The following is a 25,289-nucleotide window of genomic DNA, read 5'->3' as shown; positions in this document are numbered from 1 at the left end:
ATCAAAAACATTTTGCTGCTGCCGTGCAACGAACACTTCGACGATCATAAGATCAAGGCTCGTTTGGCCGGCAAATCCGCGCATGAATTAGCGCGATACGGTGAATTATTTGGTGAGAGCGGGGAATTTGGTTTCGCGGAAGTTTCCCACAAATTCTATCAGCAGCACAAACTCATTTCAAAAATTGGCGACTAAAGCAAAGAAAGCGGGAAATTATTGATGAAAACTATTAAGCTGGGCATCGTTGGTTTAGGCACTGTCGGCACTGGCGTCGTGCGGATCTTGCAAAGAAACCAGCAAAAAGTTCTAGAAACGAGCGGCTGTCGTTTGGAAATCAAAACGATCGTTGTCGCTAATTTGGATAAAGAAAGAAAAGTCGACCTCACCGGGATTCATTTGACCGACCAAATCGACGAATTGATCAACGACCAGGAGATCCAGATCGCCATCGAAGTCATGGGCACGATCGAACCCGCCCGGACCTACATCACAGCCTTGCTGAACAGCGGCAAAAATGTGATCACCGCCAACAAAGACCTGCTGGCCACCAAGGGGACCGAATTGATCGAATGCGCGCAGCAAAACGGCGTTAACCTTTTGTATGAAGCAAGCGTTGCCGGCGGGATCCCGATTTTGCGCACGGTTGCAAACTCTTTTACCGCCGACCAGATCGTCTCAGTCGCCGGGATCGTCAACGGGACCAGCAACTATATTTTGACCCAGATGTCTGAAAACGGCCTGACCTATCAGCAGGCACTGGAGGATGCTCAAGCTTTGGGGTTAGCGGAAACGAACCCTACTAACGACGTCAGCGGAAAGGATGCGGCTTACAAAATGGCGATCCTGACCCAGTTTGCATTTGGAGTGACCGTCCCCTTAGAAAAAATTGCCGTCGCTGGGATCACACAAATCACCAAAGATGATATTACCCGCGCTCAAAAATGGGGCTATTCGGTCAAACTGATCGGGCAAGCGCAGCCGAATGGCGACAAGCTTTCGATTTCAGTCGAGCCGATGTTTGTCCGCAAAGGCTACCCGCTCGCCGCGATCAAAAATGAAAATAATGCCGTCTTGGTGACCGGCTCCTCAGTGGGAGAAGTGATGTTTTACGGAGCTGGGGCAGGCGAACTGCCGACCGCCAACAGTATTTTGAGCGATGTGATCGCGACGGTCAAAGATCTGAGGCTGCACACGACTGGCGCCAAGTTTAATACTTTCAGCCGTGCCGCTGAGCTGACCGATCCAGCCGAACGGACCAGCAAATATTTTCTCGCGCTGTCCGCCACAGATGACGGCCTGACGGAACCATCAATAACCCAGCTGCTATCACAAAACGGGTTGAATCTTGCCGCCCAGCTTGCACCCAGCGCGCAGCCGCAAACCGAATTGGGCTACAAAACCCAGCCGATCTCAGCTTCACGGTTGGCTCAACTCAAGGCTGCGTTTGCCAAATCAAGTAAGCTCACGCTGACAGCAGCTTACCCCGTTTTAGAATAAGTTTTTTAGCCACAAAAAGAAGGCCCCTTAAATGGCAGGCCTTCTTTTTAGTGTGTTTACTTGTTTACTCATCATCTTTGCCGAAGCTCTTCTTGAGACCTTCAGCGGCGCCTTTGGCAGCATCTTTAACGTCATCAGCTTTATCTTTGACCTTATCGGCTTGATTTTCAGCCTTGCCTTCAGCTTCTTGTTTTTTGTCCCCAGTAACCTTACCTAAAGCTTCCTTGCCCTTACTTTTAGCCTGATTCAACTTGTCTTCAAAATCGCTCATCGCTTAAACACATCCTTTAATTTGATTTGCTGTTGCCAACACCATTATTGTAGCTAATTTTCGTTCATGAAACCATTTTATTGCTCATAAAATCAGGCTTTTTAAGTTCATTTCCTCTTAGTCCAATTGTAAATTGCAATGCATAAGAGCACAAAGAGCCCCACTTGAAACGTAATACTGATCGAAAAAGTCATCTGCTCCCACCTTCCTCATTATAAATACCGCGGGATCCGCTCACCATTTGACTGCCAGATCTGGTCTTTAAAGCCGGTAAACCGGAGTGTGAAGTTAACACGATGCTGGAGTTCACGGACGATCTGTTCAAAATACACCCAATCATATTCGCGCACCACTTTGATCGGGATCGAGTGTGTATTCTCCTCCCCTCTTTTGTAGAGAAAAAAGAAGTTAAAGGTCCGATCAAACGTGTTATTCACGATCTGGATCTGATAACGCGCCCGAACATGCGGCTGAAAATAATGCTCGATCCGTTCCTCCATCACATCAACTTGCTGTTTTACTGAAATCACTTGCACCACCTCACTTTTAATTATACGAACATACGTTTGATTTGCAAGTGGAAATTTCTATTATCTGCAAGTTGTGTTATGGTGGATTTGTAAAGGTAAGAAAAATGGGGGAAAAAAAATGTCCGAAGATAATATCAACGAACGCATGACGCAAAGTATGCACGGTACGCCAAAAATCAATCCTGACGAGCAGCACAAGTATCTGGGCACCTTTCGAGAACGCGTTGCATTAACGCTTGACCAAGGGGAAGCGCAGCAGCCGCAGTTCATTGATGTTTTGCATAAGGAACTGGATGACCATCCAGAATACCACCTGTTGATCAACGGAAACGCTTCTGAGACGGCCTTTAATAATTTAACTGACCTTTCAGCGCAGGTTTCTAACCACTCGAAGATCTTAGCAGGTAAAACAGCGCCGGACGGAAGCGAAGCACTGGCTGCCGTTGTTTGTACGGAAAGTACAGCCTTGCATCTGGATGAAGTTGACGTCGCCAGAAGATTTCCACAATAAAAAGCAGCTGTGATGTTGGATTTAACTAGCATCACAGCTGCTTTACTTTTTGGAATATCCTAGACTGAAAAATCAGCACAAAAGAATCATTGAAAATGCAGAACTTTTGGAAATTGCCTCTGTTAATTCGTCGAAATCTAAGCTAATATTAAGTTGGATCATATCATTTTCTCCTGTTCAATGTTTGTCTTAGAAACTACATTGTATCATGAGAATGATATGATCTTTCTTTTTACACAATTATAAGGACACAACTCCTTGATCGTTGATGTGGATACTACTTTGCCTGACTTGTACCCACGACTCTGTTTCCTGGATACTACTCTGCCTGACTTGTATCCACGGTTCTGGTTCCTGGATACTACTCTGCCTGACTTGTATCCACGGCTCTGGTTCCTGGATACTACTCTGGCCGACTTGTATCCACGACTCTGATTCCTGGATACTACTCTGCCCGACTTGTATCCACGGTTCTGGTTCCTGGATACTACTCTGCCCGACTTGTATCCACGGCTCTGATTCCTGGATACTACTCTGCCCGACTTGTATCCACATCCATCATTCAAGCTTAATCAACCTTTTCCCCAATGAATTCTTCGTTGCAACCCATGAAAATATTCTCTCTTATCACTGAACCAATACTGAAATTCTACCCCTTTATTCTCGTAGCAAAAGTTACTAGAGTGGCCCACCCCTTTGGGTTGAAAATGCAAGCGCAGGATTCGCTTCAGATAATTTTCGCTATACCCCGGCCCAAAAAATCGCGCCAGTTCCCCACGATGCAGATCACTCTTGAAATGGAGCACCCCATAATCGCAGATCGTTCTGACAAATGCCTGCTCCTTAGGTTCAACCAGAGAACAACGCCGACAGCGCAATGCATATCTTCTTTGCTCCCAGTCAAAACCGCCGCAACCTGGACAACGGATCCCCGTTTTCAACAAACGCTCACTCTCGGAACTGAAATCTGTCGGTGCCCTGTACGGCGGGACTTGGTAGCGCGCCAAGACTTCTTGCCATGGGTATGTAATGTCATTTTCTGGCAAAGTGCACTCATACTTGAGCTGCTCAAACCATTCCACCGTTTCCCCTAGGGTTTTGACCATGATCCCTGCCGGAACCTGGGCGATCTCTATTTTGGCTCGCGGGTCAATGAATACCAGCACCCTTTTCAGGGTCAGCGGCATATGTTCATCACTCAAGATCCGAGCCAGCATCCCGGCAGCTCGATTAAGCTGCTCAAAAATATTATGTGTCAATACCTTGCCGTTGCAATACCAGAATCCATCCTCATAGCTATAAGAACCCCGGTAATTTTTGATCTCGATCAGATACAATGTCCGCCCCACACCGACAAGTTTATCAAGCTGACAAACCTGCTGCTGGTATGACAAGTAAAGGTCATCGCTAACCTGCGCTCGTTTGCCCAGAGCCTGCCGGCAATACCGATCGAGCGTTGACTCACCCCGAAATCCCTGCAAGGCAGCAGTGAGACTAGCCTGTTCTTCCACAGTTATTTTCGCTCTATTCCTTAACGTATCTAGGTACTGTAATTCAGCGGCTTTTTCCCGCATAAAAAATCACCTCTATTTCTATATACGCAAAATAAAGGCGATTCTGTTTTATTTTTTCAAATTTTTGATCTGCTGGCGCAAAATGATCGGCGCACAGAGCGTTGTGACCACAATTGCTCCAATTACGGCAGAATAATTTGCAGGTGACAGCAAATGCGCGTTGAAGCCCAACTGAGCAATGATCAATGCCATCTCCCCCCGCGAAATCATCCCAGCTCCGATCATCGCTGCACTCTTACCGTTGAATTTGGCCAGCAGCGCCCCGCCGCCAGCTCCGACCCATTTGGAAAAAATACTGACGACCGTTAGGATCAAGAAGAGCCAGAAGTCCTCTGCCAGGCCAGTCAGTGTTAGATTTAGCCCAACGCTGACAAAAAAGACGGGGATAAACATAGCGTAGCCGATCGGTTCTACTTTCCGGTCGATCTGTTGACTATAAGGTGTCTGCCCGATCGCGATCCCAGCAAAGAACGCCCCGATCGCAGCGCTTAAGCCGACTAGTTCTGCAAAATACGCCGCGCCTAGACCTAAAATTAGTGCCATCACTGTTTCTGGGACCGGGATCAGCCAGCGTGCACCCAATTTCATTAAAAATGAAACAACATAGCGGCTGACCACGAAGAGTCCAACAAAAAAGAGCAGCTGTAAAATTAAGCTCAACCATAACGGTGTCTGGCTTGCGCCTTCGACCTTGCCGCCTTCCAGGCTGACCAAGAGGCTTAAGACAATGATCGACAAAACATCATCAACCACGGCTGCCCCCAGAATTGTCGTTCCTTCCGGCGAATCCAGCTGGCGCATATTTTTGAGAACCTCGACCGAAATCGAAACTGAGGTCGCAGCGAAGATCACGCCTAAAAACATATTTTCCACGAAATTAAAGGAGAAAAGCTCACCCACTAAAAATGAACCCGCAATGGGCAGGATCATCCCTGCCAATGCCACGAGCAAACTAGGCTTGAGGTATTTCTTCAATAGGTCCAGATCACTTTCCAGCCCTCCAATAAACATCAGCAATACGACACCAATATTGGAAAAAGTCGTGATGAAATCATCCGGCCGGATCCAATTTAAAACTGCCGGGCCCAATAAAACTCCGACCAACAATTGACCAATGACCGGCGGAAAATTGACACGCGCGCTAAAATGACCCGCGATTGCTGTTGCCAATAATATTAAACTCAATGTACCAAACTGCTCCACAACATCCGTTCCTTTCCACAAAAAAAGCGCGACTCCAAGCGTCCTTAGCAACCCAAACTAAGGTCGATTCTTGAAAGCCGCAGCTCCAACCGTTTTATCAATATACTATTCATCATAGCATAGAATATAAAAAACCCGCAAGCCCATTTCAGACCTGCGAGTTCAAAGCGTTATTACTTTATTTTTTGAGAGTAATCAATAAATATAGGGAGGTTATTGGTTACTGGAATATATTGTACCAAATATTTATTCGAATGTTAAGTCGTAAATTGAAATATTTTTATCTTAATGCTAAAACAAGGTGATCCCGTTGCCAACAATAAAACTGACGGTCGAAAACAGCAAGATCAATGCCAAAAGCACGGCATGGACCTTCTTATGATTGGCCAGCAAGGCAATGTATTCCCGAATAAAGGCATTGGGAATGAAAAACTTGCTAGTTTTGGCGCCCAAACCATCGATCTTCAAGCCGACAAAGCGGGCATAACCTGCAGCCCTGAAGGTATGGTAATCGCTGGTTGCAAATAACCCATGCTGCAGATCAACACCCTGTTTAAGCAAAATCTGTTTGGAAAACTGCATATTCTCATAAGTATTTTTCGACTTGTCTTCTGCCAGGCATTTGTCAGCCGGTGCTCCGTGCAAAAGGGCATACCTTTTCATCGCAACGCCTTCCGGGATCGTTTCGTCACCGCCCTGTCCGCCTGAAAAAACCAGTAAGGGATAGGTATTATTTTTGGCAAATTGTTTTGCCGCAAAATTCAAAGCGACCTGGATCCGACCGCCCAACAGCGGCGACACTTGGTCACCATTCAGCAATCCCGCTCCGAGTACAATAATGTACTCCTGGTTATAACCTGGGCGATACAAGCGTGTGATCAGAAACGAAGTGATAAATGCCAAAAACCAGAAGGCCGCATAGAAAAGAACCGGCAAAACAAAAGTCTGGTAGACCGTAACCGAGTTTTTAGGAAACAGGTCACGATCAAGCACCCGTATAAGCGGCAAAACGATTGCAAAAATCAAGCCTAAAAACAAGGTCAGCATGTTGCCTAAAGTATGGCTTTCCTTATGCCACACAGTCCAGGCATTCCATAAGAGCAAAACACCCAACAGCGAGTAAAGCAGTAATAACGGCACCGAGATCACTGTTAACAGCACTAGCAAGACCGAATTCAGCCAGGGAAGCCGGGTCGCTTCGACCGCCAAGATCAAGGTCAACAGGCCGCTCAAAAGTGCCAGGTTGCCAAGGACCCCGTTCAAAAGACGAAACTTATTTTGGCGCAAACTAAAGGCCAACAAGACCAAGCTCAATACCGTAATTATCAAACCGCCTGTGATCAGGACTAAACTATTGCTATTTAACATTGATCAACCTCCGTATCGCCTAAGAAGCATTATGAATACTGCAGCCAGCCTTGTTTGCGCAACTCAGTCTCAGCTTCCTGACAGATCTCTTGATTATTAATGTGTGAGGCAAAGGCATAAGCCATATGCAAAGCCTTGATCGCTTCGCCATTCCAACGACGCTCAGTCCCCGCCAAGGCATAGGCTAAGTTGATGTAGAGCTTGTCTATTAGTCCAATGATATATTTCTGCCGCGATAAATCGATCCCTTCTTGCGCCAATTTGCAGGCGGACTGGTAATTTTGGGACTTGCGGTAGAAATACGCTGCGTTAGTCAAGATCACTAAATAGGCGCTTGTACTGCCAGAGCGCCGCGGAACAAATCCTTCTATGTGCTCCATGGCTGCCTGCGCGTAATAAGCGGCAGCTTCAAGCCGATCATCCAAAAGGTATTCGATTGCAAGTTCGCTGGCTGTGATCGGCCACAAGATCCCAAGACTATCATCTTCTTGCAAGATCCTATTGTAGGTAAAAATTGTATCCGAGCGCTGAGCGCCTTGACGCGCTGCCAGCCAGGCCAGCATAAATTCACGCTACATCGTCTGTTCATGGGTCAATTTTTTCCCTAAACTTTTGAGCATTTCTGTTGCTTGGGTGTACTGCCGGTTGATCAAGCTGATCCCGGCGTCAGTCAGAACTTCTTCGCAGTTGACATATTCTTTAGTTTTAACAGTTTCGGCAAAATCCAGGTGCAAGCGAGTAATAATTTTTTCCAGTGTTTTAGCCGAGGGAGTGGCCGTTTGTGTCTCGATTTGACTGATCATCCCTTGACTTGTGATCCCGCGGGCGAGTTCGCCCTGAGACATTTTTAATTCTTTTCTTCTTTTACGAATTAGTTCACCATTGATCATAATTTTCGTTCATCCCACTAAAAGTTTTGTTTGAAGCATTGGTTCTGTTTAATAACCTCACTAATTATACACTATACCAATTTTTTCAACCAGCGTATTTTTAGGGGAAAACAGAGTCTGCAAGCTGTAAGCCTGGTAGCAAGGCTTTGCATGTGCACAAATAATTTTTATCTGTTCAGCAAAAGCGTGCACACTTTCACAAAGTACGCACGCTCGTTTTGCTTTGCTGATTTGCATGTAACGTCTAGACCAATTATGAGAGTTCTTCTTGATCCAGGTCAACTCGATAACGACTCAGGTTTCCAGCATGGTCTTTGATAGTCACATAGTAAAAAGCGTTCCCGAATTCTCGTTGGACCGAAAAATCAACGATCTGCCCTTGAATCTGTGCCTGCTGTAAAATTTTCTGGACTTTCTGTTTAGCTTCCTTATCTTTTAGAAAAGACTCAAAGAAATTGCCGCCGTCGTACATTTTGTTACCCCCGTGTGCTTTATTCGCGATCGTAAAAAGTGACTTGCGGATCGTAAAAATTATCCTGAAGGTTTTCCAATAACTCCAAAACTGATGCATGAAATTCCTGCCAATTTTCCTCATCTCGTGCCTGATCACTGTGCCCATCGAAGTATAAGACGCCATATTGCACGTTTTGCTGTTTTGCTTCTGGACGATAGGTCAAAAAACCGACTGAATTTCCTAAAATGACTTGGTAAAGCAGAGTCTGGTCTTCAGGATCAAAGTTTTTTTCAAAGCGCAAAGTAACGTTATCTCGTTTGATCAAGCTTTTTAAATCCGGTACTTCTTCCAGCTCAGTCTGATAAGCCATCGCCAACTGCGCAAAGCGTTCCAAGTCCCGGCGTGAGATCTCAGTTCCGTCCGGATAGCCATAAAGCCTGGTGCTGATCGCTAAATCATCATGGTAAACAACTTTACGTTTGCCAGAAAGAGCAACAATATTAGTTAGGACCTGTTCTAAATAACTTACGACCATTTTTTTCACCCCTTTATTTGCCGCTAAAATTCTAATCTTCCAAATCTACCTTGTTTCGCTTTTATTTTAAACCCAAATCATTCTTCACCCAAAGAGATGCTCTCAAGGCAAGTTAATTTTCCAAAAGACAAACTTTTCACTGCATGATGACCTATTTTTTAATATTAGGATTGACATTCTTCGCTTTTACCCTTAAACTTTCTAATATTATTAAAATTTAATTACATAAAACGAATGTTGTTCTGGTTACACTATCAGTAACCTCATTATTCGTGGAAGGAGATCAGATGTTTAAGAAATATACTCAGATCCCGCTAATTGCTAGGATCCTGATCGGCATTGTTATCGGCGCGCTTTTAGGGATCATTTTTCCTTCTTGGACCTGGATCGACGTCCTAGGCAAATTATTTATCGGCGCCCTAAAAGGAATTGCACCAGTCCTTGTTTTCCTTGTGATCATGGCGGCAATTTCTGGTTACGAAAAAGGAGCCGAAAATCATTTTGGCACGATCATTGTTTTGTATCTCAGCGCGACCTTTCTGTCTGCCGTAGCTGCAGTTGGGGCCTCGTACCTTTTCCCGATCAAATTAGTCTTGACTAAAGGGACTGCTGCACAGTCTTCCGGTGCCCCAGAAAGTCTCGGTCAGATCATTTCCGACCTCTTAACGACTGCCGTTTCCAACCCAGTTCATGCAATTATAAATGGTGATTATCTTGCTATCTTATTCTGGGCAGTCTTATTAGGGGTCGCATTGCAAGCTGTCAGCAAAACGACCCGGACCGTGGTCAATGACTTATCCGGGATGATCGGCAAAGTCGCTGGTTGGATCATTCAATTAGCACCATTCGGGATCATCGGGCTGATCCACGAATCCCTGGTTTCAGCCGGTCTTAAAGGCTTGGTCCGTTATGGTCAATTGATCTTATTGCTAGTCGGCACAATGGTTTTCGTTTATCTAGTCGTCTACGCGATCATGGTCTGGTTTGTGACTCGGCAAAATCCCTTCCCTCTGGTCTTTTGGACCTTAAAGGTTTCCGGGATCCCAGCTTTCTTCACCCGCAGCAGTGCAGTTAACATTCCAATCAACTTGGAAGCCTGCAAAGATCTAGGTTTAAACGAAAAAAGCTACGGTGTTTCGATCCCACTGGGCGGTTCTGCCAATTCTGGCGGGGCAGCGATCACGATTTCGGTTATGACGCTGGCTGCTGCTCATACCTTAGGGATTCAATTTTCATTCTTGCTGGCCTTGCTGCTTTGCTTCTTAACAGCAATTTCGGCCACAGGGGCATCTGGGATCGCCGGCGGTTCGCTGCTGCTGATCCCGATGGCCTGCAACTTATTTGGTATCAGTAATGATATTGCCATGGAGATCGTCGGGATCGGCTTCGTGATCGGTGTGATCCAAGATTCCGTCGAAACAGCCGTCAACTCGGCTTCCGATCTGCTCTTCACTGCGGCTGCCGAATACGGCGACCTCCGCAAGGCAGGCAAACCAATTAATATTAAAGAAGCAGTTAAAAAAGCGAATGCGGCTAAATATTTCTAAAAAAATAGAGTCCCAGCTGATTAAATCAGTTGAGGCTCTATTTTTTAGAAGTTCAGCGCAAGTTTGCCGATAAACAGACCAATTAAGATCCCAGTAATAAGCAACATAATTTTTAGATTACTCTTATCCGTGGCACGTTGTAACTCTAAAGCCAAGGTCAGCTCGACCTTGCCTTTTTCAGTCAGGTACAAGTCTTTAATGAAATAACGTCCGGTCCTGCGATTCGAATTCAGCGTGTACTCAACAAACTTATCATTAAAAATCAGGTCATTGAGGACCTCGTTTTTTTTGACCTCGCTTACTGAGATCTGGCCGGCATCAACTTTCTTCAAAAGCTCAACTTGTCTGTGATTAAGACTTAATTCACTTCGCTCCTTTAGTTTTTCGCTCTATGTAACAAATTATATCTAAATATTACACTGCTAAATGAGCAAATTCAATTTCGTGAAGTGAGTAGTGCACGTCCATTTTTAGCATTGAATCCATCAACTTTATCCCCTGAATTAGCCGATTTTTGTCTTCACAAGAGCCGAACCGCAGCTTTATTTGATTAAATTTTTTAACTTTTTTATTGAAACAAAAAAAGCAAACAGCCGCTCAGCCGTTCACTCTTCATTTGCACGCCTTGATCCATTGCAAATGCGCTTTAAGTTTGGGATCATCGGCTACTTGTGGGTTTTGCGCCCAATTATCGCCATAGGTCTGATCCAAATAACTGATGATCTGATGTGTCCTGACCCGCATTTCTTCACGTTGTGACATCGCTAATTCGCCCCTTTGTCTATACTCCCCCGCACAAATATCTGCGAACTCTGTTTTAATCATAACGCTTTTTGTTCTAATCCGGTTAAAATTAGTCTTATTCTATTCTGAGTAACGGCTAAACTTTTCTACAGCTACAGCTAAACCATCATGTTCATTATCTGAGGTCACAAACTTAGCTGCTTGTTTGACCCGCTGATTGGCATTGCCCATCGCAACTCCCATTCCGGCAGCGGTGATCATCGTCAAATCATTATCTTGATCCCCGATCGCCATGATCTCAGCAGGCTTGATCCCCAACCTCTCAGCCAGTGACAGCATTGCCTGTCCCTTGGTTGCTTGGCGCGCCATAAATTCAAAGAACCACTCCTCGCTATGGACACAGTAGTAACGATCCTTAAATGACTGCGGCAGTTTCAGACTGGCAGCGTCCAGAATTGCCGGCTGATCAGCCCACATGTATTTGGCAAGCGACGGCGCATGGTCAAGCTCAACTTGCGGGCGATAATGCAGCGGCATTTTAGTAAAGTAGGAATCCATGACGGAAACTGGACTGATATCGGCAGAAGTCACGTAGAGATTGCCATCGGGTGTGACTGCCTGACTTTTGACCCCTAAAGACTGAGTAAGCTGCTCAAGTTGATAGTAGTCGGAACCAGTCAATAAATTAGAAACAACAACTTCTTGACTGGCAGCACGCAAGACCTGAGCACCATTGTAGGTGATCACAAAATCATCCAGGGCATCCAGGTGCAGCTCTTGCAGGTATTCACGGATACCAACAAGCGGCCGACCGGTGCAAAGAACAACGTAGATCCCACGAGAACGAGCGGCACGTAAGGTAGCGATCGTTCGCGCAGTTATTTTTTTATTATTATTGACTAAGGTCCCGTCGATATCGGTAGTGATCATTTTAAGAGACATAAGAAAACCTCCAAGGAAAACAGAGCGGAGTGAGGCGCTTAGAAGATGAGCACTAACGGACTTCGGCCAAGAATGCGGTTTTCAGCATGGTTGGTCGAAGTTGGTTAGGCGCAGTCTTCTGCCTCACGGAACTCGACTAAGATAACAGGGCGCAGCAAACCGGGAAGACTCGAGCATTATCGGGTATCGACACTATGATGCGCTTTTGGCATAGCTGGGATGTGGATACTACTTTGCCCGACTTATATCCACAGCCGTCTCATCTGGATACTACTCCAACAGCCCACAAACTTTAACTTACTTTCCTTTTAATTTTAACTTATTTGCATCACGAAACACAAACAGGCATCGTTGATCTTCAGCAAAAAATCAACGATGCCTGTTACATTCAGATTAAAGGCTATTATTTTCAATCAATTCCTGTTGCTGATCATACAGGGATTCTGTGATATAAACCGGATACTCATCCGGGTAGAGTAAACGTTTCTTTGCCGATGGCAACTCGGCTAATTTTGCCTTACTGTATTTTTGTACTTCAAAGACATTTGGAAGTTCAGTTTGCAGCTCGCCTTTTTCATTCAAAAATTCTTTTTGCAAAGTAACTGCTGTAACGTTCTTCAATGTCTGGAACCTCTTCGTTGCTTCTGGATCAGCACTCAGGACCTTCATCTCTTCAATATTTTCAGGAATATCATCGGAACGCAACGTAACTAGGTCAGCAATTGGAGAACCTGTCCGCGGATCATACAGGCGGTAGACCTGCTTTCTCCCTGGCAAAGTTAGTTTACCAATACTTGCGCTGACCTTGACCTTTGGTACCCAGCGTCCATCGGCTTTTTGCACGGCACCTAACTTGTAGACCCCGCTCAAAACTGGCGAACTTGCACTTGTGATCAAATTTTCACCGACACCAAAGTTGTCGATCGCAGCCCCCTCACTCATCAGTGACTGGATGATTTCCTCATCCAAAGCATTAGAAGCAGTGATCGTTGCCTTGTTATAACCGGCAAGATCCAACATTTCTCTGGCCTGCGTGGACAATTGGGTGATGTCGCCAGAATCGATCCGGATGCCAAAATTCTCATAACCTTGCTTAGAAAGCTGGTCAAAAACTTTGATCGCATTCGGTACACCTGAGCCTAAAACATCATAGGTATCAACCAGTAATGAACAATTATTCGGGTAGATCCGCCCCCAGGCTTCAAAGGCAGAAAGTTCATCGTCAAAAGCTTCGATCCAACTGTGGGCCATCGTGCCGGCGACCGGAATACCAAATTTTTGTCCAGCTAACATGTTCGATGTGCTGGTACAACCACCAATCACAGCTGCACGAGCGCCATAAACTGCACTCGCTGGCCCTTGGGCGCGGCGTGCGCCAAATTCCATGACCGTGCGGCCCTTAGCAGCCGCCACGATCCGCCGGGCTTTGGTAGCGATCAGCGTCTGGTGGTTAATAATATTTAACAATAGGGTTTCAAACAGCTGAGCTTGGATCAACGGCCCTTCAACCGTAACAACTGGTTCGCGTGGGAAGACCGGTGTACCTTCCGTGATCGCAGAAACTTTGCAGGCAAATTTGAAGTTGCGTAAATAATCCAGAAATTTATCTGAAAAGATCTCTAAACCACGCAAATAATCCAGGTCTTCTTCATCAAAATGGAATTTTTGCAGTTCCTCGATCGCAGTCCCGATCCCTGCTAAAACCACGAATCTGCCATTGTCTGGCAATTTGCGAAAGAAAATATCAAAAGAGCCGCGCTCTTCTTCCATTTCATGTTGAAAGCCGTTCGCCATTGTGTATTCGTATAAATCCGTCAGTAACGCCAAGTTCCCTTGCTCGATCATCGATCGTTCCTCCTAGAACAGTTAAAAGTATTTTTTACTTTTAATAAAGTGTAAAAAAACATCCTCATCAATTTATCTTTTTGATACTACTCTTCTTACCCAAGAATTGCAACCCAAAAGAAAGCCGACCCGACAAGCAGCTCACCGCAGTCGATAAAGATTTGCCGGGCGGCCCCGGTGTCTGGACTCAACTGTCCCCGTTTCTTCAAAAAGCTTGCCGTGTGTCTTTTTAAAGTTGGAGTTGTCAATGTGTTCCATCGTGGTCTTCAAAAATGGCGCATAAACGCAGCGTGCCTCTTTCAGGGTAAAAGTCTGCCCTAGGGTCAGCAAGATGTTGGGCTGATAATCCAGCTTATTCTTGATCCGCAAACAGGCGATCTTAATGATCCACTCGTGATCAAAAGCTAAACTCTCCGGTCGTGTTGCGGCATACTCGCCCAGCGCCTGGTAATAGTCACGCTGATTTTGCGCAGCTGCTACTCTAAACTTAGCTGAACCATTGCTAAAGCAATACTCATCTTCCAGAACTTGCAGTGAAAACCAGCGCGCGTCACTCGCTCCATAGCCAGGATCAAGCGGCGGCATTTCCGGCAAAAAAGTCATGTAGGCCAAAGACAGGACCCGTTGACCGGCACGAACCCGGCGGGGAGCGGTAAAGGTTTCTAATTGTTCGGTGTGAAATGCAGCTAATTTCAAACCGATCTTATCTCGGACTAAACGCAAAGCGCCTTGGTCTGCACTTTCGTCTTCGCCCAAAAAAGTCTCTGGCAAAGACCACATTCCCTGCGCGGGTTCTTCAGCACGTTTGACCAGTAAAAGGTTGACCTGATTTTCTGCCCGGTCAAAACTCCAAATCAAATTGACGATATTGATCTGTACTTGTGTCAAACGTTCTTCATCTTGCATTAGTCCTACCCCCATAATTTGTTATTTCCATTATAACTGACTAACAGGGTTTGCACATAACCTTGAGTGCTGCTTTTTTAAGAATAGTTGTTTGTGCTTGTATTTTTGAATTTTTGCTTATAAAATGTAAGTATAGATAAAAGAAAAGGAATACAAGGAGGATTTTGTAATGACTAAAGTAGGTATTATTGGCGCAACCGGTATGGCTGGTTCTGCAGCGTTTAAAGAGGCACAAAATTCCGGCTTAGATGTAACAGCAATCGTACGGAATGCCCAAAAAGCTAGAAAGGAACTCGGCGAGTCGATCCAGCTCATCGAAAAAGATGCCTTTGCGTTGACTGCAGAAGATTTAGCCGGCTTTGACGTAGTCGTAGATGCTTTCGCTACAGCTCCCGAGAAAGCTTACTTACACGTTGACCTGGCTGCCAAGCTCGTTTCTTTATTCCGTGAAAAAGACCAGCCCCGTTTACTCTTCATCCTCGGTGCAGGCAGTCTCCATACCGGCGCTGACCAACACTTGGTAGTGGAAGACATTAAGAAACTTCCAGGCTCAGAAGCATGGGTGGGCATTCCAGTTAACCAGCTGGCCGAACTCAACTTTTTACGCGATGTTACCAATGTCGATTGGGTTGGGATCTCCCCAGGCAACTCATTTGTCCCAGGTGCAGCAGCTGACAAGATCCTATATGGTAAAGACGAACTGCTCAGCGATGCTGACGGCAAATCCGAAACGACAGCCGGTACAATGGCACAAGCAATCGTTAAAGAAATTACTGAACCAGCTCATAAACAAGAAAGATTCACCGTTGCCAACGGCTAATAGCAATTTCAAGATCCCCTGCTCAAATACAGCTTGGGATCTTTTTTTGCGCCTGAAATTTTAAATTTTTGGTATAATCATTGGGTGAAACATTTTTAAAAAAAAACCTTAGCAGTGCTCCTCGAGGCAAAAACCGATGTGGAGGTTACTTTGACTGATGTACCTCCACATCCTACTCGTCTGGAGGTTACTCTGGCCGATGTACCTCCACATCCTTCTCATCTGGAGGTTACTTTGCACGATGTACCTCCACATCCTGCTCGTCTGGAGGTTACTTTGACCGATGTGCCTCCACATCTTGCTCATCTGGAGGTTACTTTTGGGCACGTGTCTTTCATACTCCGCTCTGTTTTTTTAGTCGAGTTCCACCAAGCAGAAAGCTCCACCTAGCCTGCTGTGACATCATAGTGCCTAACCCGCACTCTAATGTCGCAGCTTGCTAGTGCTCACTTTCTCCCGCTTGTTTCCAATCTGTTTTTTTAGTCGAGCTTCTCGATTCAGCTTCCTCCGCTTAAAAACGCGCTATGGCACCGGTCTCCGTTAATGCTCAGAAGCTCCCGAATCGCTGCGCTCTGTTATTTTAGTCGAGCTCCGCAACGCAAAAGCTTCCGCTTATCCAACTCCAAGCCCATGGTGCCAAGAACGCACCATAAACTTAGAGTCCGATAATGCTCACCTTTTAAGCACGTTGCTTCGCTCTCTTATTTTTGGAGGTCCTTATGTTTAATTTAATTCCCAACGACTTAGCTGAAGTCGCTCAAAAACTCGCTTTCTTACATGAAAACGGTCAACCTGAAATTACCGAACAGGATATCTTGCTTGCCACCGCTAAAGACGGTGCTCAAGACTTGATCAATGAAGCCCTCGAAGGACCTTACTATGACGTCCACTGGCAAACAAAAGATCAAGTTCTGCTAGTCGCTGGCCCTTTAAAGGCTCAAATCGGTACCCTGACTCCACGTCCCGATTTTGAAACCTTCTCTGCCGATTTCAAAAACAACTCGATCCTTTTTTGGCGCAACCTTGCCAAACAAATTTCTGTTATGCTTCGCCAGGAATAGTCGCTAGGTCATCAAGTGGTCCTGGATATTAAACGATCGAATAGTCTATGCAGCCCGAATTTCCGCTTTTTGGATCTTCGGGCTGTTTCTTTGCCTAAATAAAGGTACAATGTGGCTAATTACATTTTGAACTGGAGGTTTTTTCTTGCAAATCAATCAATACGCTAATATCTACACACCCCATGCACAAATCGTCCAGGAACTGACCGCTATCCGTTTTTTAACCGCTCAAATGCAAGAGATCAGCGAGCCGGCGAAACTTTACCATGCCTTGCTTCTGAAATTTTTCTTAGAAAAAAAGCAAAGTCAAACTGTCCGCCTGCAAAAAATGGCCGATCTAATGGCCACGCAAACTCTGAATGCTGTTGAATACACCACGAGCCAAAGCGAAGTCAGTCAAACAGTTTTTCATAACATTGCCTTGCAGCTGTTAGGCTTTCAAGCCGGCTTAGATTTCGAGATCGACCAGCCAGAAAAAGCCTTAGATGCTCTTAAAATCTCAACTATGGCGCAAAGTGAGCAACTCTCGAGTTCCCAATTGCTCGATGCCTGGTACCGTCTTTTGAACACCCACACCAAATTTGGCCAGACCTTGATCGACGAACTGGCTGGAAAAGGTTATTATGCTCAATTCGCTGACGACCCGCAGCTGCCCCGCCCGTTATTTTTTAACGGTAAAGCACAAGCAGTCTTTGACACCAGCCGCCTGATCCGTGAAGTAGTCTACGTTGAAGCTTCTTTGGACAGCGACCATGACGGCCAACGCGATCTGTTAAAAGCCGAGATCATTCGTCCGGCTGAAACCGTGACTGGCTTAAAAGTCCCAACGATTTTCACCGCCAGCCCCTATGAACAAGGGACCAACGACCAGGCCGCTGACAATTTGACCCACGATGTCAACCAGCCTTTGCAGCACAAACAACCCAATGATTTGTCAGCTGCAGATATTAAAGCTGAAAATATTGGGCCTAAATTACCAGCCCCGCGGGAAGTTAAAGGAACTGCCACCGTTGGCGAAGAGACTTTTGCCAAACATTGGACCTACAAACTCAACGACTACTTTCTAGCTCGCGGCTTTGCAGTCGTCTATTCGGCAGGGGTCGGTACCAAAGATTCTGATGGGTTAAGAACGACTGGGACTCGAGACGAAACTCTCTCAGCGACTGCCGTGATCGAATGGCTTCACGGGACCCGTAAAGCCTTTACCAACCGGACCAGCCAAATCGCGATCAAAGCCTGGTGGTGTAACGGTAATGTTGGCATGACCGGCCGTTCCTACCTTGGAACCCTCTCGACTGCCGCCGCGCTCAGCGGGGTCGCCGGTCTGAAGACAGCCGTCGTTGAAGCAGGTCTGTCCAGCTACTATGACTATTACCGTGAAAACGGCCTGGTCGTTGCTCCTGGCGGCTTCCAGGGCGAAGACGCGGATGTGCTGGCGGAATTAACCTTTAGCCGCGAACAATCTGCTGCTGATCATGCCCGCATCAAGGAGACCTGGGAAAACCACCTGGCGAGCTTAACTGCCGGTCAGGACCGAAAAAACGGAGATTACAATACCTTCTGGGATGCCAGAAATCTGCTGAATAACGTCAATATTAAGTGCGACCTTTTACTTGTGCACGGTTTGAACGATTGGAACGTTAAATTATCCCAGGTCTGGAATTTACGCGAGCGCCTCAAGCAAGAACCGATCACGCAAAAATTGATCCTCCACCAGGGCCAGCATGAGTACCTGAATAACTTCCGTTCAATTGATTATACCGACCAAGTGAATCTCTGGCTGTCCAATAAGTTATATGGTGTTCAAAACCATGCCAATGATGCTTTGCAAGAAGTCTTAGTGCAAGATAACTCGGCAGAAGAAACCTGGCACAGCTACTTGGACTGGGGAGATGGGCCCGTCAAGCATTACCGTTTAAACGATCGCCTTTTGACCAATATCAACGGCAATAAGTCCTTTAGCGATCATTTGGAACCAGACTTATTTCAAGCCTATCTTGCTGACACTTCCAAATGGCAGCAGGCACTGTTAACGAGAGAACATTCCGCCATGGACCAGCATGCCATTCAGCTCGTCTTTACCCCGCTCAAAAAAGATCTCGTCGTTGACGGCCGACCGCAGCTGACTCTGCGAACTTCCAGCAGTCTAGATGTCGGCATGCTGAGTGCTGCTTTAGTCGATTATGGCAAAGCCAAACGGCTGACCGCGACTCCGCAAATTTTAGCTAGACAAAAAATTTTGACCGGTTACAACTGGCAAAAAGATGATCTAAAAGAATTCACCTTTGAAAAACAGGTTTCTCCTTATAAAAAATTCACTGATGCTCACGTGAACATGCAGAATCGGGAGAACGCGTACCGTGTCAACGAATTAAAGCCGGGCGAATTTTACAACTTGACCTTAGATTTCCAACCGACTTTTTGGCGTCTGCTGGCCGGCCACCAGCTGGGGCTCGTGATCTACGCGACTGACATGGACTACACCATTCGCGGCAACCAAGAGATCACCTACACCATCGATTTGGCCAAATCAAGTTTGAGCCTGCCGGTCCTGGCAGCTGAGGATGATTTTGCAGATTAGCTCCACCATTAAGTACTCCTTAGACCGGAGTACTTTTTTGATATAGACCAATAAAGAGAAATTCTTGCTAATCGTAAATTGAAAGCGGTATAATCTCCTTGTATTTAACTAGACCTTTCACAAATGTTTGGAGGTAAATTATGGAAAAATTTATGGAGTGGCTGCAAAAGTATCTGATCCCCCCGATGGCAAAAGTTGGCAATAATACATACCTGGTCGCCATCAGAAACGGGCTGGTGGTCACCCTGCCAGCAATCATCAGCGGGAGTATCTTTTTGATCCTGGGCAATATTCCGATCGACCCCTGGCTGAAATTGATCAAACCATATAACGACTGGATCAACGTCGCCGTCAATGGTTCTTTTGGGATCATCTCACTGATCGCAGTCATGGGGATCGGTTACGAGCTGGCCAAAGAATTGAAGGTCGATCCCATCTCCGGGGCGAGTCTATCTACGATGGCCTTCGTGATCCTGTCTTTCAACAACAAATTTACACTAGACGTCAATAACTTCTCATCCTCGGGCCTCTTCACGGCAATCATCACCGCGAACATTTCGGTTTCAATTTTCCGCTGGTTTCTCCACAAGAATATTGTTATCAAATTACCATCCGGGGTGCCTAGTGCCGTGTCCAATTCCTTTGTGGCTTTACTGCCGGGATTTGTCATCTTGATTTTATTTTGGACCATTCGGATCCCATTAGGGATCGATGTTAACCAAGTGATCCAAGCCATTTTCCACCCGCTGCTCTTTGCCTTAAACTCATTGCCGGGGATCTTGATCTACACCTTGCTGGTCAGCATTCTCTGGGTCTGCGGGATCCATGGCGACATGACCTTGGAAGGTATCGCTGATCCGATCTTCTTACAATTTCTAGCTGCCAACGGAACAGCTTATGCCAACCACCAGCCGTTGCCGTATGTCACAGCGTCCGGCTTTTCCAGCCTTTTTGTCAATGTTGGCGGGACTGGAGCAACGATCACTTTGGTCCTCTTAATGCTTTTCAGCAAAAGTAAAACCTACCGCGACCTGGGAAGAGTAGCCTTTCCTAGTGCTCTCTTTGAGATCAATGAACCAGTTATTTTCGGGTTTCCGATCGTCATGAACCCGATCACAATGATCCCTTTCATCCTTGTTCCCTTAGTTTTAGCGACTTTGTCACATATTTTGATCACCATCGGCTGGGTTTCTGCCCCTTCTGCGATGGTCCCATGGACGATGCCGCCAATCATTGGTCCCCTAATGGCAACCGGCTGGGACTGGCGCGCCGCAGTCTGGTCAGCGTGTGAGCTGGTGATTGCTGGTGCGATGTACTATCCATTCTTCAAAGCTGCTGAAAAACAAATGCTGGCAAAAGAAGTCGAACCCGCCGAGTAATTTGGTGTAAATTCTGGTATGCTGATTATCAATAGCAACCTGTATTTTTAGGAGGTTTTTTCTTGTCTGACTATCGTTTAACTTCCCACAGCGATTTAGAACAATTTTACCAACTTTATTTATATGCTTTTAATACTGCCGATGAGCCGCGCCGTCGCAAATATTTCTTTGAGCGCTGCAAGCACGCCTTGATTTATGGCATTAAGAGTTCTGGTCACGTTAGCAGCGGTCTGTACAGTATCCCTTTTACAGTTGATTTTTACGGTCAGCGTTTTTCCATGAACGGGATCGGAGATGTTGCCACCGCCCCAGAACATGCCGGTACTGGTGGAGCGGGAACTCTGCTGCAAGCTGCCTTAGATGAGATGTGGAACAACCAAGTCACGCTCTCTTATTTAGCACCGTTTTCCTTTGCCTACTACCGAAAATTCGGTTACGAGCAGGTCTTCTCACACATGCAGTATTCACTGGCAAGTAAGGACGTTCCGGTGCACCGCCGCAAAACTGGAGTTCAAGTTACCCGACGCTCGCTTAAAGACGGCGTGACAGAAGCCGCTGAATTTTATGTTCAGCAAGCTGATGCCGGTCTGAAAGGCGGCTTAGTGCGGGACGATTGGTGGTGGAACTATTTGCCGCTCAAAAACAACTGGCAAATTGGCCTGGCTTATGACCAGCAAGATCAACTTCAAGGCTACGTGATCTATGAACTATCACAGACCCTTTTAACGGTCAAAGAGATCTTAGCAACAACAACCAGTGCCTTGCAGGAACTGACAAGTTTTATTTTCAACCACAAAAATTCCGTCTTGCAAATCAATTTCGACTGCCCAGATCCGACTTACCACGGAGACTTACTGGCTGACCCCTACAGTCTGACCAGCCAAGTCGTGCCTTACATGATGGCGCGGATCGTCAACTTGAAGGACTTTTTACAACGTTACCCTTACCGGCAAAAAGGATTTACACCGATCACCCTGCCGGTTTTTGACCAAAATTTACCGCAAAATACGGGGCTGTGGCAAATTTCAGCTGCTAAGGGCCAGGTCCAAGTCGACCGCACCGAACTTTTGAGTACTTCGACTGCAAGTCTCACGATCCAACAGCTGACTAAAATCTTGTTTGGCACAAGCTCACCTCAACTACTGGTCAAAACCGGGCAAGTGCAGCTCGCAGCTAAAACCGTTGCGGACTTAAGCAAAATTATCGTCAATGAACCACCGCAAATGGTGGATTATTTCTAAATTACGAACTAGCAAATGGGCAGAATCTGCTCATTTGCTTTTTATTTTTTATTGCGCTATATTCAGTAAAATCAATTTGAAAAGAGGCTGCGCAAGTGGGTATAAAACAAAAACATCAATTGTTCTTGATCACAGGTATCGTTTGGCTTTTACTGCTGCTTTTCATTGGGCTGAGCTTTCTTGCATGGTTTGATCGTCCCAACATCATGCTCATTGTCTTGCTTGTAGTTGCGGATTTTATCGTCATTAGCGCTGCTTGCTCAACAGCTGTCGTCTGCATACTCTCCTGGCGGCATTCACGTGCTGCTCAAAATCACAGGAGTAAGAAGTGAACTTTGCAAAAAAATACGTCCTCACAGTTTTTCATAACTGTCAGGACGTATTTTTAATACAAATCACCGCTGTTTATTGACGGCGTAGATCGCATAAGCAGATAACAGGATCGCAATGATCGACAGCCACAATGCCCATGTTGCCATGCAGATCACTTCCTTTTGTTTCCACCTTCACCCTAACACTGTTTGGGTGAAATTTCTAAAAAAAGGAATTGCCGTTTTATCTGATCTTACTGCCATTTTTCTTGCGTAAACTTCTCGCGGCCGCCTTGTTCCTCCATTTGGAAGCGCAGAGGATCTTTCTTGTAAAATTCTTGATGGTACTCTTCTGCTGGATAAAAAGGCTGAGCGTCTTCGATCTGAGTCACGATTGGCTCGTCAAAGCGCCCGCTTTCTTCCAGGTCTTTTTTGGACTGCTCGGCAATTGCTCTTTCTTCCTCGTTTTGTACGAAGATCACCGGCCGATAATTGTCGCCGCGATCCTGGAATTGCCCCATCGCATCCGTTGGATCAGTTTGCCGCCAATAAACTTCGACCAAGTCCTTGTAAGAAACGATCTCTGGGTCATAATGGATCTCAACAGCCTCGGTATGCCCCGTTGTATGACTGCAGACTTGCTCATAGGTCGGATTCGGCACATGTCCGCCCGTATACCCTGAAATCACACTGTTGATCCCCGGCTGTTCATCGAAAGGTTTGACCATACACCAAAAACATCCGCCTGCAAAAATTGCTGTTTTCTCCATTTCCCACACTCCCGTTATTCAATTTCTATACGAAAAGAGCACGGATCACCTCCATGCCCCCAAAGCTTATTCTAAACTAGGCTCTACGCTTAGTCAGTATATTGTTCCAAAATTTCTTTCAATTTATCCTTTGGATGATAGCCGACAACTGTATCAACGACTTCACCATCTTTTTTAACTAGCAAAGTTGGAATACTCATGATCCCAAAATGTGCTGGTGTCTCAGGGTTTTGATCAACATCCATCTTAGAGAAGCCGACCTTATCACCCATTTCCTCAGATAATTGTTCTACAACAGGCGACTGCATCCGGCACGGACCGCACCAAGTTGCCCAAAAATCAGTTAAGGTCACACCTTGACCAGTAACTTCCTCAAAATCTTTATCAGTAATTTCTTTAACTGCCATCGATTATCCCTCCTGGATCTATTTATATCGTGTTCAATCTATCTTACTTAAAATGATAACTCATTGAGCGGTTTTTTGCACTGCCTTCGTGATCTGATCGGCAAATTCTTCCGGGGTAGTTTTCGGTCCATAGCGTCCGATCACTGTCCCGGTGCGATCTATCAGAAACTTAGTATAGTTCCAAGCAATATCTTGTCCGTCAGTTTGTTGTTTCAAGTAAGTGTAGAGCGGATCTTCATCTTCTCCATTGACCGTGACTCTTTTGGTCATAGGAAAGGTCACTCCGAAATGAACTTTGCAATACTCCTGTGCTTCCTGATCAGAAGCTAGTTCTTGTTGAAATTGGTTAGAAGGAAGACCGAGCACCTGAAAACCTTGATCCTGATATTTTTGGAACAAGCTTTCCAACTGTTCAAGCTGCGGGGCTAAGCCGCATTTGCTGGCAGTATTCACTAGCAGTAAGACTTGCCCTTTATAGTCAGCAAATGAGATCTTCTGACCACCAATCTCTTCTTTTTCAAAATCATAAATTGACGTCATAGGCATTCCCTCTCTTCTAAATTGGACAGCTTTTGACCCTACTGCCAATTTCTTAAGCAAGAGTACCACGAATTTAATCAGCCTTCAACAGATTTGCTTACAAAAAGATAGCATTTCAATAATCAGTTTGCTTTTAGTCCAGCTGGTTCTTGGGTTACAATGAACATGAACATCGGGTAATCTTTTAGTCGAGATCTGGAGGTTACTTTGGCCGATGTACCTCCACATCTTGCTCGTCTGGAGGTTACTTTGACCGATGTACCTCCACATCCTGCTCATCTGGAGGTTACTTTTGATGGTATGTGTCTTTCTTGCTCCACTCTGTTTTTTAGTCGAGCTCCGCAGCGCAAAAGCCCCCGCTTATCCAACTCCAAGTTTATGGTGCCAGAACCGCACCATAAACTTGGAGTCCGATAATGCTCGCCTTTTAAACGCGCTGCTCCACTCTGTTTTTAGTCGAGGTGATCTTTTGCTTAGCATTCAAAGAATCTATTCTATCCGCCAAAATCCACCGTCCGGTTACCGTATTTTAGTCGACCGGCTGTGGCCGCGCGGAATTTCTAAAGCTCAAGCTCAGCTAGATGATTGGGCCAAAACCATTGCCCCTTCCCCTGAATTGCGCAAATGGTTCGCTCATGACCCATCGAAGTTTGAAGAATTTCGCTCGCGCTACCTGCAGGAGCTTACGGAAAATCCCGATACACCTGCTTTTATCGATCAGGTCCAAACTCAGTTAGCTCAAGGCGATGTAACCTTGCTTTACGCTGCCAAAGATGAAGAACATAACCAAGCAGTCGTCTTACTCGCTTATCTCCAAGAAAAAGTAGCATAACTCTACTCAAATTTAAGGAGGATCTTCCCATGGATTTTACTTTAGAAGAAAACTATCAGCCTAATAAAGACCGTTTTGTCCATTATGCCGTTTCTGGTCAAGTCGACGCCGAGGTTGACTTCACTCCAGATAAAAACGCACAGACCTACACCATCGATTCAACAGTCGTCGATCCATCTTTGCGTGGTCAAGGAATCGCCGGCTCTTTGATGCAAAAAATGGCCACCCATGCCCGGCAAAACAGCTATCAATTGATCAATGTCTGTCCTTACGCTGTCAATTATTTCGACAAACATCAGTCAGATTATGCAGATGTACTCAAATAGTTAAGCTCTTTAAAATCAACTTCAACCGCAAGCCTAGAAGACTTGCGGTTTTTTGCTGTCTGCAAACTTTATTGAAAAATATTGTTTAAAACAGTTGACTTACTAAAAGTAAGTGATAAACTAGAAAATGTTCCGTTGCTAGACAACGGGAGATATCACTTCCAGTTTTAAGTAAAAAATAAGTTTGCTAGAGAAGGAGAGATT

Annotated in this window: 29 protein-coding genes; 12 read left to right on the top strand and 17 right to left on the bottom strand. The window is 45.7% G+C overall.

What is annotated here, in order from left to right:
* Together LFYK43_RS12500 and LFYK43_RS04570 are read left to right on the top strand one after the other, a co-directional pair.
* Window positions 1-195, top strand: a 195-nt coding sequence (locus LFYK43_RS12500; RefSeq protein WP_158609183.1) for a hypothetical protein, incomplete at its 5' end; no start/stop codon positions are given.
* A 24-nt stretch (window positions 196-219) separates the two neighbouring features.
* The gene (locus LFYK43_RS04570; RefSeq protein ID WP_124975899.1) at window positions 220-1,497 is read left to right on the top strand and encodes a homoserine dehydrogenase; all 1,278 of its coding nucleotides are present in this window, start codon (window positions 220-222) and stop codon (window positions 1,495-1,497) included.
* A 64-nt stretch (window positions 1,498-1,561) separates the two neighbouring features.
* On the opposite strand, the gene LFYK43_RS04565 is transcribed toward LFYK43_RS04570, so the two are convergent.
* Together LFYK43_RS04565 and LFYK43_RS04560 are read right to left on the bottom strand one after the other, a co-directional pair.
* Window positions 1,562-1,768, bottom strand: coding sequence for a CsbD family protein (locus tag LFYK43_RS04565; protein WP_124975897.1), 207 nt, complete (start codon window positions 1,766-1,768; stop codon window positions 1,562-1,564).
* A gap of 212 nt (window positions 1,769-1,980) precedes the next feature.
* The gene (locus LFYK43_RS04560; RefSeq protein ID WP_124975895.1) at window positions 1,981-2,298 is read right to left on the bottom strand and encodes a hypothetical protein; all 318 of its coding nucleotides are present in this window, start codon (window positions 2,296-2,298) and stop codon (window positions 1,981-1,983) included.
* Between the two features lie 118 nt (window positions 2,299-2,416).
* On the opposite strand from LFYK43_RS04560, the gene LFYK43_RS04555 reads away from it, so the two are divergent.
* Window positions 2,417-2,809 (top strand): DUF1694 domain-containing protein, encoded by a 393-nt coding sequence (locus tag LFYK43_RS04555; protein ID WP_124975893.1) that lies wholly within the window; start codon window positions 2,417-2,419, stop codon window positions 2,807-2,809.
* Window positions 2,810-3,381: 572 nt separating this feature from the next.
* On the opposite strand, the gene LFYK43_RS04550 is transcribed toward LFYK43_RS04555, so the two are convergent.
* From LFYK43_RS04550 to LFYK43_RS04520, 7 genes are all read right to left on the bottom strand, one after another.
* On the bottom strand, window positions 3,382-4,383 hold the full coding sequence (locus LFYK43_RS04550; RefSeq protein WP_124975891.1) for a nuclease-related domain-containing protein: 1,002 nt from the start codon (window positions 4,381-4,383) through the stop codon (window positions 3,382-3,384).
* A gap of 48 nt (window positions 4,384-4,431) precedes the next feature.
* Entirely contained in the window at window positions 4,432-5,586 is a 1,155-nt protein-coding gene (locus tag LFYK43_RS04545; RefSeq protein ID WP_124975903.1) for a cation:proton antiporter, read from the bottom strand.
* A 291-nt stretch (window positions 5,587-5,877) separates the two neighbouring features.
* Window positions 5,878-6,954, bottom strand: coding sequence for a YdcF family protein (locus LFYK43_RS04540; protein ID WP_124975889.1), 1,077 nt, complete (start codon window positions 6,952-6,954; stop codon window positions 5,878-5,880).
* Between the two features lie 29 nt (window positions 6,955-6,983).
* The gene (locus LFYK43_RS04535) at window positions 6,984-7,517 is read right to left on the bottom strand and encodes a hypothetical protein (RefSeq protein WP_124975887.1); all 534 of its coding nucleotides are present in this window, start codon (window positions 7,515-7,517) and stop codon (window positions 6,984-6,986) included.
* A gap of 9 nt (window positions 7,518-7,526) precedes the next feature.
* The gene (locus LFYK43_RS04530) at window positions 7,527-7,844 is read right to left on the bottom strand and encodes a helix-turn-helix domain-containing protein (RefSeq protein WP_124975885.1); all 318 of its coding nucleotides are present in this window, start codon (window positions 7,842-7,844) and stop codon (window positions 7,527-7,529) included.
* Window positions 7,845-8,097: 253 nt separating this feature from the next.
* A complete protein-coding gene (locus tag LFYK43_RS04525) occupies window positions 8,098-8,316 on the bottom strand; it encodes a hypothetical protein (protein ID WP_124975883.1) in 219 nt (72 codons plus the stop codon).
* A gap of 19 nt (window positions 8,317-8,335) precedes the next feature.
* Window positions 8,336-8,833 carry a hypothetical protein gene (locus tag LFYK43_RS04520; protein WP_124975881.1) on the bottom strand — a complete coding sequence of 166 codons (498 nt, stop codon included), beginning with the start codon at window positions 8,831-8,833 and terminating at the stop codon, window positions 8,336-8,338.
* A gap of 287 nt (window positions 8,834-9,120) precedes the next feature.
* On the opposite strand from LFYK43_RS04520, the gene sstT reads away from it, so the two are divergent.
* Window positions 9,121-10,380, top strand: a complete 1,260-nt coding sequence (gene sstT, locus LFYK43_RS04515; RefSeq protein WP_124975879.1) for a serine/threonine transporter SstT — start codon at window positions 9,121-9,123, stop codon at window positions 10,378-10,380.
* Between the two features lie 44 nt (window positions 10,381-10,424).
* Here the strand turns inward: sstT and LFYK43_RS04510 are convergent, their stop codons facing one another.
* From LFYK43_RS04510 to LFYK43_RS04495, 5 genes are all read right to left on the bottom strand, one after another.
* Window positions 10,425-10,712 carry a hypothetical protein gene (locus tag LFYK43_RS04510; protein WP_124975877.1) on the bottom strand — a complete coding sequence of 96 codons (288 nt, stop codon included), beginning with the start codon at window positions 10,710-10,712 and terminating at the stop codon, window positions 10,425-10,427.
* A gap of 280 nt (window positions 10,713-10,992) precedes the next feature.
* Window positions 10,993-11,142: a hypothetical protein gene (locus LFYK43_RS12495; protein ID WP_158609182.1), complete on the bottom strand. Its 150-nt coding sequence runs from the start codon at window positions 11,140-11,142 to the stop codon at window positions 10,993-10,995.
* A gap of 102 nt (window positions 11,143-11,244) precedes the next feature.
* Entirely contained in the window at window positions 11,245-12,066 is an 822-nt protein-coding gene (gene yidA, locus LFYK43_RS04505) for a sugar-phosphatase (RefSeq protein WP_124975875.1), read from the bottom strand.
* Between the two features lie 393 nt (window positions 12,067-12,459).
* Window positions 12,460-13,911: a nicotinate phosphoribosyltransferase gene (locus LFYK43_RS04500; protein WP_124975874.1), complete on the bottom strand. Its 1,452-nt coding sequence runs from the start codon at window positions 13,909-13,911 to the stop codon at window positions 12,460-12,462.
* Window positions 13,912-14,052: 141 nt separating this feature from the next.
* A complete protein-coding gene (locus LFYK43_RS04495) occupies window positions 14,053-14,817 on the bottom strand; it encodes an NUDIX hydrolase (protein ID WP_124975872.1) in 765 nt (254 codons plus the stop codon).
* 169 nt (window positions 14,818-14,986) lie between these two features.
* On the opposite strand from LFYK43_RS04495, the gene LFYK43_RS04490 reads away from it, so the two are divergent.
* The 6 genes from LFYK43_RS04490 (at window position 14,987) to LFYK43_RS04465 (ending at window position 22,231) form a co-directional block, all read left to right on the top strand.
* Window positions 14,987-15,637, top strand: a complete 651-nt coding sequence (locus tag LFYK43_RS04490; RefSeq protein ID WP_124975870.1) for an NAD(P)H-binding protein — start codon at window positions 14,987-14,989, stop codon at window positions 15,635-15,637.
* 719 nt (window positions 15,638-16,356) lie between these two features.
* Window positions 16,357-16,698, top strand: a complete 342-nt coding sequence (locus LFYK43_RS04485) for a hypothetical protein (RefSeq protein WP_124975868.1) — start codon at window positions 16,357-16,359, stop codon at window positions 16,696-16,698.
* A gap of 145 nt (window positions 16,699-16,843) precedes the next feature.
* Window positions 16,844-19,279 carry a Xaa-Pro dipeptidyl-peptidase gene (locus LFYK43_RS04480; RefSeq protein ID WP_124975866.1) on the top strand — a complete coding sequence of 812 codons (2,436 nt, stop codon included), beginning with the start codon at window positions 16,844-16,846 and terminating at the stop codon, window positions 19,277-19,279.
* 140 nt (window positions 19,280-19,419) lie between these two features.
* Window positions 19,420-20,658 (top strand): PTS sugar transporter subunit IIC, encoded by a 1,239-nt coding sequence (locus tag LFYK43_RS04475; protein WP_124975864.1) that lies wholly within the window; start codon window positions 19,420-19,422, stop codon window positions 20,656-20,658.
* A gap of 62 nt (window positions 20,659-20,720) precedes the next feature.
* Window positions 20,721-21,899, top strand: coding sequence for a GNAT family N-acetyltransferase (locus tag LFYK43_RS04470; protein WP_124975862.1), 1,179 nt, complete (start codon window positions 20,721-20,723; stop codon window positions 21,897-21,899).
* Window positions 21,900-21,994: 95 nt separating this feature from the next.
* On the top strand, window positions 21,995-22,231 hold the full coding sequence (locus LFYK43_RS04465; RefSeq protein WP_124975860.1) for a hypothetical protein: 237 nt from the start codon (window positions 21,995-21,997) through the stop codon (window positions 22,229-22,231).
* A 233-nt stretch (window positions 22,232-22,464) separates the two neighbouring features.
* Here the strand turns inward: LFYK43_RS04465 and msrA are convergent, their stop codons facing one another.
* The 3 genes from msrA to LFYK43_RS04450 all read right to left on the bottom strand — a co-directional run bounded on the left by msrA (window position 22,465) and on the right by LFYK43_RS04450 (window position 23,927).
* Complete coding sequence (msrA, locus tag LFYK43_RS04460) at window positions 22,465-22,980, bottom strand: peptide-methionine (S)-S-oxide reductase MsrA (protein WP_124975858.1); 516 nt, start codon at window positions 22,978-22,980, stop codon at window positions 22,465-22,467.
* An 89-nt stretch (window positions 22,981-23,069) separates the two neighbouring features.
* Window positions 23,070-23,387 (bottom strand): thioredoxin, encoded by a 318-nt coding sequence (gene trxA / locus LFYK43_RS04455; protein WP_124975856.1) that lies wholly within the window; start codon window positions 23,385-23,387, stop codon window positions 23,070-23,072.
* 60 nt (window positions 23,388-23,447) lie between these two features.
* The gene (locus LFYK43_RS04450) at window positions 23,448-23,927 is read right to left on the bottom strand and encodes a glutathione peroxidase (RefSeq protein ID WP_124975854.1); all 480 of its coding nucleotides are present in this window, start codon (window positions 23,925-23,927) and stop codon (window positions 23,448-23,450) included.
* 469 nt (window positions 23,928-24,396) lie between these two features.
* Between LFYK43_RS04450 and LFYK43_RS04445 the strand changes: the two genes are divergently transcribed.
* Complete coding sequence (locus LFYK43_RS04445; protein WP_229717950.1) at window positions 24,397-24,759, top strand: DUF488 domain-containing protein; 363 nt, start codon at window positions 24,397-24,399, stop codon at window positions 24,757-24,759.
* Between the two features lie 29 nt (window positions 24,760-24,788).
* A complete protein-coding gene (locus LFYK43_RS04440) occupies window positions 24,789-25,085 on the top strand; it encodes a GNAT family N-acetyltransferase (protein WP_124975850.1) in 297 nt (98 codons plus the stop codon).
* Window positions 25,086-25,289 lie beyond the last annotated feature (204 nt).

The organism is Ligilactobacillus salitolerans (assembly GCF_003864415.1).
GTDB classification, from domain to species: domain Bacteria; phylum Bacillota; class Bacilli; order Lactobacillales; family Lactobacillaceae; genus Ligilactobacillus; species Ligilactobacillus salitolerans.
This window is presented reverse-complemented; position numbering and strand designations above follow the sequence as displayed.

What these genes read in the sequence shown, in the direction of transcription:
- LFYK43_RS04570 (WP_124975899.1), top strand. Translation starts at nt 220, where the DNA reads ATGAAAACTATTAAGCTGGGCATCGTTGGTTTAGGCACTGTCGGCACT.
- LFYK43_RS04565 (WP_124975897.1), bottom strand. Translation starts at nt 1,768, where the DNA reads ATGAGCGATTTTGAAGACAAGTTGAATCAGGCTAAAAGTAAGGGCAAG.
- LFYK43_RS04555 (WP_124975893.1), top strand. Translation starts at nt 2,417, where the DNA reads ATGTCCGAAGATAATATCAACGAACGCATGACGCAAAGTATGCACGGT.
- LFYK43_RS04550 (WP_124975891.1), bottom strand. Translation starts at nt 4,383, where the DNA reads ATGCGGGAAAAAGCCGCTGAATTACAGTACCTAGATACGTTAAGGAAT.
- LFYK43_RS04540 (WP_124975889.1), bottom strand. Translation starts at nt 6,954, where the DNA reads ATGTTAAATAGCAATAGTTTAGTCCTGATCACAGGCGGTTTGATAATT.
- LFYK43_RS04535 (WP_124975887.1), bottom strand. Translation starts at nt 7,517, where the DNA reads ATGCTGGCCTGGCTGGCAGCGCGTCAAGGCGCTCAGCGCTCGGATACA.
- LFYK43_RS04530 (WP_124975885.1), bottom strand. Translation starts at nt 7,844, where the DNA reads ATGATCAATGGTGAACTAATTCGTAAAAGAAGAAAAGAATTAAAAATG.
- LFYK43_RS04525 (WP_124975883.1), bottom strand. Translation starts at nt 8,316, where the DNA reads ATGTACGACGGCGGCAATTTCTTTGAGTCTTTTCTAAAAGATAAGGAA.
- LFYK43_RS04520 (WP_124975881.1), bottom strand. Translation starts at nt 8,833, where the DNA reads ATGGTCGTAAGTTATTTAGAACAGGTCCTAACTAATATTGTTGCTCTT.
- sstT (WP_124975879.1), top strand. Translation starts at nt 9,121, where the DNA reads ATGTTTAAGAAATATACTCAGATCCCGCTAATTGCTAGGATCCTGATC.
- LFYK43_RS12495 (WP_158609182.1), bottom strand. Translation starts at nt 11,142, where the DNA reads ATGTCACAACGTGAAGAAATGCGGGTCAGGACACATCAGATCATCAGT.
- yidA (WP_124975875.1), bottom strand. Translation starts at nt 12,066, where the DNA reads ATGTCTCTTAAAATGATCACTACCGATATCGACGGGACCTTAGTCAAT.
- LFYK43_RS04500 (WP_124975874.1), bottom strand. Translation starts at nt 13,911, where the DNA reads ATGATCGAGCAAGGGAACTTGGCGTTACTGACGGATTTATACGAATAC.
- LFYK43_RS04495 (WP_124975872.1), bottom strand. Translation starts at nt 14,817, where the DNA reads ATGCAAGATGAAGAACGTTTGACACAAGTACAGATCAATATCGTCAAT.
- LFYK43_RS04490 (WP_124975870.1), top strand. Translation starts at nt 14,987, where the DNA reads ATGACTAAAGTAGGTATTATTGGCGCAACCGGTATGGCTGGTTCTGCA.
- LFYK43_RS04485 (WP_124975868.1), top strand. Translation starts at nt 16,357, where the DNA reads ATGTTTAATTTAATTCCCAACGACTTAGCTGAAGTCGCTCAAAAACTC.
- LFYK43_RS04475 (WP_124975864.1), top strand. Translation starts at nt 19,420, where the DNA reads ATGGAAAAATTTATGGAGTGGCTGCAAAAGTATCTGATCCCCCCGATG.
- msrA (WP_124975858.1), bottom strand. Translation starts at nt 22,980, where the DNA reads ATGGAGAAAACAGCAATTTTTGCAGGCGGATGTTTTTGGTGTATGGTC.
- trxA (WP_124975856.1), bottom strand. Translation starts at nt 23,387, where the DNA reads ATGGCAGTTAAAGAAATTACTGATAAAGATTTTGAGGAAGTTACTGGT.
- LFYK43_RS04450 (WP_124975854.1), bottom strand. Translation starts at nt 23,927, where the DNA reads ATGACGTCAATTTATGATTTTGAAAAAGAAGAGATTGGTGGTCAGAAG.
- LFYK43_RS04440 (WP_124975850.1), top strand. Translation starts at nt 24,789, where the DNA reads ATGGATTTTACTTTAGAAGAAAACTATCAGCCTAATAAAGACCGTTTT.